The sequence below is a fragment of the Mesotoga sp. UBA5557 genome (assembly GCF_002425715.1).
Classification (GTDB): domain Bacteria; phylum Thermotogota; class Thermotogae; order Petrotogales; family Kosmotogaceae; genus Mesotoga.
On record NZ_DIMV01000009.1, the window covers coordinates 1 to 6427 of the forward strand.

Here is a 6427-nt window from a genome sequence, read left to right on the forward strand (position 1 = left end):
CTTGCGTCTAATTTCAGCAGTGTCTTTTGAGAGGTTCTTCATGGAGCTTTGTAATCGTGGTATGTAACATATGTTACTGATGAAATCCGTTTCAGAGGATACGATCTATTTATAAGACATGGAGGTGAAGAAGTGAGCGAGCTCTTTAACAAAGAAGAATTCCTGAAAGGATTGATAAAGAGACTGCACGAAAATCCGGATAACATCGAGAGCATAAGGGGAGATTTCATGAAAGTTGTGAGGGAATTAACCCCGGTCGAAATCGCACAGGTAGAGCAGAAGCTCGTAGAAGAGGGGATGCCGCCCGAAAGTATACAGCTTATGTGCAACGTTCATCTCGACGTATTTAAGGAGGCATTGGACGAAGACGATATCAATGTCGAGCCCTGGCATCCTCTTCACATTCTGATAGAAGAGCATAGAGACATTCTTAACAAGTCTAAGGCGCTGCGGGATGTCGCGTCCAAGATCGGCAGAGGGAAGTATGGAGAAGAAGAGGTGAAGCGACTATCTTCGCTGATTGATTACTTTGAACTTGTTGAATCGTATTTCTCTAAAGAAGAGAATGTCCTTTTCCCGTATCTTGAAAGACACGGCCTCGTTCAACCACCTGCGATAATGTGGAAGGAACACGATGAAGTGAGAGAACTGAGGAGGAAATTAGGAAATGAAATCAGGAATCTGAAGGATGGGCAAAGCAATACAAACGAATTGGCAATAGGTATTTCAGAGATCTTTTCAAACCACATCTATAAGGAACACAAGATACTCTTCCCCTCTTCGCTCAAACTGCTTTCCGAGAAAGAGTGGGAGGAAGTCAGAACTCAGTTCGACGAGATTGGATACTTCGCTTTCGAGCCAATGCCATTTGCTCCATCGGCGGTCGAACCTGAAGAGCAGAGTGTCGAAGGCCTTGTGAACCTGGGAAGCGGTTTATTGAAAGTCGACCAGCTCAGGATGCTTCTTAACAACCTTCCATTCGACATTACTTACGTTGACGAAAACGATGTAGTTCGGTATTTCAGCGAAGGAAAGGAAAGAATATTCACAAGGACGAGAGCGATAATCGGCAGAAAGGTTCAGAACTGCCATCCTCAGAAGAGTGCCCATATTGTTGAGAAGATTCTTTCTGACTTCAAGAGTGGAACAAGAGACGTTGCTCAATTCTGGCTTAACCTCGAACCTAAAATGGTTCATATAAGATACTTTGCGTTGAGAGACAACGACGGGAAGTACGCGGGTACGCTCGAGGTCACTCAGGAGATATCTGAAATCAGGGCACTTGAAGGCGAGAAGAGGATCTACGATCCTCTGGACTAGCAAAGGCGAAATTCGAAAACCAGGCGCAGATATTGTAGAATAGAGTGTACCTACAGTAATCTTCAATTTTCTTTCGGAGGTAATACGATGATTCGCAGAGAGATTGGAAATACGGGAGAGAAAGTATCTGCCCTGGGATTCGGTTGTATGAGACTCCCAACGCTCGACGAGCAGTCTATAGATGTTGAGGAAGCTACGAGAATGCTTAGGTTCGCTATCGACAATGGTGTTGACTATGTCGACACCGCCTGGGGATATCATAATGGCCAGAGCGAACCCTTTGTCGGACATGCTCTTCAAAATGGCTACAGAGAGAAGGTTCATCTTGCAACCAAGCTTCCGAGTTGGTTGATCAAGAGCAGGGAAGACATGGACTACTATCTCAATGAGCAGTTGAAGCGTTTGAGAACTGACGTGATCGACTTCTACCTAATACATTCCCTAAACAAGAGATTCTGGAAGAATCTCACGGAACACGATATCTTCGATTTCATGGATTCCGCCCTTTCCAGCGGAAGAATCAAACATATCGGGTTCTCTTTTCACGACACTGTAGATGTTTTCAAGGAGATCATCGATTCCTACGATTGGGAGTTTTGTCAGATTCAGTACAACTTCCTGGATACAGAGCATCAGGCGGGCTTTGAAGGCCTGAAATATGCGGCCGGTAAGGGGATAGGAATCGTTGTTATGGAACCTCTTCGTGGAGGGAAGCTCGCATCAAATGTACGGGAGGATATCCTTTCAATTTGGCGGTCTACAGGGATTGAGAGATCGCCTGCCGCCTGGGCGCTTAGATGGGTCTGGAATGATCCTGCCGTCGGTGTTGTGCTCAGCGGGATGTCGAACATGGATCAGGTTAAGGAGAATATTGCAACGGCCAGAGAGGCTCTTCCCGATTCCTTATCTGCTTCAGAACTTGCTATCGTCGAAAGGGTCAGCGAAGAATACAAAAAGAGTATAAGAGTGAACTGTACCGGCTGCAATTATTGCATGCCATGCCCTAACGGTGTGGCGATTCCAAGTTGTCTGGAGTTCTTCAATGATGCATACATGTTTGACAGCATCGAGGACCACAAGAATGCCTATTTGAGATTTATCAAGGAAGAGAGTAGAGCCTCGAACTGCATCGAGTGTGGACGTTGCGAAGAGCTCTGTCCTCAGGGAATTCCGATAATCGAGAGTCTCAAGGAAGTTGCTGCGCTCTTCGAATAGAGTTTCCGTTAGAAAAGCCATCTGTTTCTTATAGAGCTGCTATTTTCCTTACGGGTGCTATATAATTGTGCCGTATTCATACATCCAATTGAAACCTTTCGGGGAGGTAGTTGTTTATGACTGGAATAATACTTGCTGCTGGTCAGGGAAAGAGAATGAAGTCAAGACTTCCAAAAGTTATTCACAGGATCATCGATAGACCTATGATCAATTGGGTTGCCGCTTCCCTGAGAAGGGCAGGTGTAGACAGGATAGTTGTCGTAACGGGTTTTGAAGCGGATAGAGTAGAAGCTGTCCTCGATGAAGATGTTCTCTCTGTCAGGCAGATCCCTCAGCTCGGCACCGGGCATGCGGTTATGACGGCGGCCGAATACCTCGATGACGAAGAGGTCGTCGTTGTGGCGGGAGACGAACCTTTGGTGAGAGTTTCCACTCTGGAAAAGCTAATTTTGACTAGAAGAAATGGTGATTATGATGTTGTCTTTCTCACTATGAAACCTGCAGATCCCACCGGCTATGGAAGAGTCGTGAAAACCGGAGACAAGATCAGAATAGTTGAACACAGGGACGCCGATCAAGAGACGAGAAAGATAGATGAAGTGAACACGGCAATTTACGCGTTTAAGGGAAGCTTTCTCAGAGATGCAGTTAAAAGATTGTCTAACGACAACGATCAGAAGGAGTACTATCTTACCGATACGGTGGCGATGGCTGAAAGGGCAGATACTATCGTTGTAGAAGATACCGATGAAGTTCTTGGCGTAAACGACAGAATTCAGTTGGCCGAAATAACCAGAATAGCTAAGAAAAGAATAAACGAAGAACACATGAGAAACGGAGTGACGATGGTTGATCCGGAGACGTGTTATATTGGTCCGGACGTTGAAATCGGTATTGACTCGGTAATCGAGCCTATGGTCTTCATAACCGGAAAGACACGTATCGGCGATAACTGCTTGATAGGTCCGATGACAAGAATTGAGAATGCGATCGTTGAAGACGACGTAGAGATAATTCGCTCCGAAGTAGACTCCGCAGAGATCCGTTCTGGAGCGAGAGTCGGTCCCTTTTCAAGGTTGAGGCCGGGAGCCGTTGTGATGAACAACGCTCATGTAGGTAATTACGTCGAGCTCAAGAAGACGGTTCTCGGGAAAGGGTCGAAGGCCCAGCATTTGACCTATCTAGGTGATACGAATGTAGGAGAGAATGTCAATATTGGCGCAGGTACGATCACCTGTAACTATGACGGAAAGAACAAGCATAAGACGGAGATTTGTAACGGCGCCTTCATAGGCAGCAACACATCTCTGGTCGCCCCGGTGAAGATAGGCGAACGCTCTGTAACCGCTGCCGGCTCAGCTATTACTGAAGATGTTCCACCTGACTCGCTTGCGTTCGGCAGAGCCAGACAAGTCGTGAAAGAAGGAAGATATCCAAAAAATAGAGGGCAGGAGGAGAAAAACTGATGCCGTACCAGACGAACGAGATGAAGGTTTTCGCCGGTTCTGCGAGTCTTCCGCTAGCCGAAAAAATCGCGAAACACCTTGGAATCAGGCTTGGAGATTGCAGAACAAAGAGGTTCTCCGACGGGGAGATTAATCTGAAGATCGATGAGACGGTTAGAGGTCATGACATCTTCATTATCCAGTCAACCAGTAGTCCGGCCAACGAGAACCTTATGGAACTCCTTATTATGATCGATGCTTTTAGACGTGCTTCGGCCCATTCAATTGCCGCGGTGATTCCTTACTATGGTTACGCACGACAGGACAGAAAGGCGAGAGGCCGAGACCCGATAACAGCAAAACTTGTCGCGAATCTTCTCACAACGTCTGGGGCGGGAAGACTGATAACTATAGACTTGCATGCAGAGCAGATACAGGGTTTTTTTGATATTCCCGTGGACAATCTCTGGTCATTTCCTGCATTTCTGAAGTTCTTCAGTGAAGGTGCGTTTAATAGAGACGAAATGGCAGTGATCTCGCCTGATATCGGCGGAGTCAAACGTGCCAGCAAGTTCGCTGCGAAACTTGGCGTTCCTATGGCGATTCTCGACAAGAGAAGACCGAGGGACAATGAGGCCGAAATGGTTCACATAATCGGCGATGTCGAGGGAAAGACAGCAATAATCTTTGATGATATAATTGACACCGGTCGTTCACTGGTAGAGGCAGCCAAGATGCTAAAATCCAACGGTGCGGGCAAGATATATGCTTGTGCGACTCACGGGGTCTTCTCCGGCGATGCGAAGAACATAATTGCAGACTCGGAGATCGAGAAGGTCTTCATCACAGATACGATATTCCACGACGATCTTCCCGAAAACATATTGATGCTGTCGATTGCACCGCTTCTGGCAGAAGCGTTGACCCGAGTCAGAAAGAATCTGTCGGTGAGTATTTTGTTCAGATAGAGGAGGGAAACAAATGCACGAAATTAATCTCGTTGCTGAACCCCGCAACGGTGAAGTGAAAGCAAAGACCCTGCTTATTGAGGGCAAGATTCCTGGAGTGATTTACGGGGCAGAAATGGAGACTATTTCCATTAGCCTGGATAAGGTTGAGGTTTTGAGAATCATGAAAAGAGTAGCGGAGACATCTTCGATCGTTCTTACTCTGGATGGAAAGGAATACCATGCCTTCCTGAAGGGAGTGCAGAGAGACAAGGTTACTGACTCGGTTATTCATCTCGACTTCTTTGTTCCTTCCAGTGGTCATAAGATGGAGCTCCGTATTCCGATCAGGTTGGTAGGCACACCGATGGGAGTAGAAAAGGGAGGAATAGTTGATCATATCGTCAACGAGCTTCCGGTTTCCGTTCTTCCGAAAGATATCGTGGAAGAGATTGTCGTTGATGTGAGTTCATTAGACGTTGGTCATGTTCTAAGAGTAAAGGATCTGGACATCCCTGAGGGAATAAAGCCCTTGCTTGACGACGAAGACGCAATTATGCTGATAGCGCTTCCAAGAGTTGCAAAGGAAGTTGAAGAAGAGGAAGCAGAAGAGCTTGAGGAAGACGTTGAGCCCGAAGTAATCAACAAGGGAAAGAAAGAAGAGGGAGAAGAGGAATAAAGAGTGTTTCTCTTTGTTGGACTGGGAAATCCTGGCCCACGTTATGCGCTCACGAGACATAACGTGGGTTTTCTATTCGTTGATCAAATGATCAAACAAGGGCTTAGAAAGACTATTCAGAAGAGACTCTACGATGCTTATCTTCTTGAGGGGCAGACGAAGGTATATGTAGCGAAACCTCTCACCTTCATGAACCTAAGCGGTGTCGCTGTAAGATTACTCATGAAGGATATCAACTTCAGCGAAGGCGACACGTTGACTCTTGTGTATGACGATGTGTGGATTCCTCTTGGAAGAATAAGAATTAGAGAGAACGGCTCAGATGGCGGCCACAACGGCGTGAAGTCCGTCATTTCGGAAATTGGGACAAAGGAATTCCCGAGAATCAGAATCGGTGTTGGGCCGCTTCCGGAACATGGAGACATGGTCGACTACGTTCTCGGGAAATTCAGCGATGAAGAGTACGCCAAAGCAAGCAAGGCTGTAGATCTTGCGGTTTCTGCTGCAAAAGACTTGATCGCCGGCGACATACGAAAAGCAATGTCGTACTACAATGGCCTGGAAGCTACTTGACACATTAGCAGACACATCATAACCCACATCATCTTTTCTTGAGTTCGATTATCTTATTCCTTAGTTCCAGAATCAGTCATCATTACCAAATTGACTCGATTTAGTCACCTCTACGTTCTTGATCTTTAGTCCCCGCTTGGGCATCGGGGAGTAGGCTCTTGCGAGAATAGACACTGACCGGTTCCGTATGAACCGCTGAACGCCTTGAGGAAACGTCCTCCGTAAGCCGTCCAAGAGCGAGGATCCGT

General features: G+C 46.6%; 6 protein-coding genes. All 6 read left to right on the forward strand.

Features of this window, described 5'->3' with window-relative positions; genetic code table 11:
* Nucleotides 1-132: 132 nt before the first annotated feature.
* The 6 genes from B3157_RS00765 (at nt 133) to pth (ending at nt 6179) form a co-directional block, all read left to right on the forward strand.
* Nucleotides 133-1320, forward strand: coding sequence for a DUF438 domain-containing protein (locus tag B3157_RS00765; RefSeq protein ID WP_292588080.1), 1188 nt, complete (start codon nt 133-135; stop codon nt 1318-1320).
* Between the two features lie 87 nt (nt 1321-1407).
* Entirely contained in the window at nt 1408-2535 is a 1128-nt protein-coding gene (locus tag B3157_RS00770; RefSeq protein ID WP_214060580.1) for an aldo/keto reductase, read from the forward strand.
* Between the two features lie 116 nt (nt 2536-2651).
* Nucleotides 2652-4001: a bifunctional UDP-N-acetylglucosamine diphosphorylase/glucosamine-1-phosphate N-acetyltransferase GlmU gene (glmU, locus tag B3157_RS00775; protein WP_214060579.1), complete on the forward strand. Its 1350-nt coding sequence runs from the start codon at nt 2652-2654 to the stop codon at nt 3999-4001.
* Nucleotides 4001-4948, forward strand: a complete 948-nt coding sequence (locus B3157_RS00780) for a ribose-phosphate diphosphokinase (protein WP_214060578.1) — start codon at nt 4001-4003, stop codon at nt 4946-4948. The genes glmU and B3157_RS00780 overlap by 1 nt, the downstream gene beginning before the upstream one ends.
* Before the next feature lie 13 nt (nt 4949-4961).
* A complete protein-coding gene (locus B3157_RS00785) occupies nt 4962-5606 on the forward strand; it encodes a 50S ribosomal protein L25 (protein WP_292588085.1) in 645 nt (214 codons plus the stop codon).
* A 3-nt stretch (nt 5607-5609) separates the two neighbouring features.
* Nucleotides 5610-6179 carry an aminoacyl-tRNA hydrolase gene (gene pth, locus B3157_RS00790; protein ID WP_214060576.1) on the forward strand — a complete coding sequence of 190 codons (570 nt, stop codon included), beginning with the start codon at nt 5610-5612 and terminating at the stop codon, nt 6177-6179.
* Nucleotides 6180-6427 lie beyond the last annotated feature (248 nt).

Bases quoted from the DNA above. Each gene is read 5' to 3' on its own strand.
- glmU (WP_214060579.1), top strand. From the start codon at position 2,652: ATGACTGGAATAATACTTGCTGCTGGTCAGGGAAAGAGAATGAAGTCA.
- B3157_RS00780 (WP_214060578.1), top strand. From the start codon at position 4,001: ATGCCGTACCAGACGAACGAGATGAAGGTTTTCGCCGGTTCTGCGAGT.
- B3157_RS00770 (WP_214060580.1), top strand. From the start codon at position 1,408: ATGATTCGCAGAGAGATTGGAAATACGGGAGAGAAAGTATCTGCCCTG.
- B3157_RS00785 (WP_292588085.1), top strand. From the start codon at position 4,962: ATGCACGAAATTAATCTCGTTGCTGAACCCCGCAACGGTGAAGTGAAA.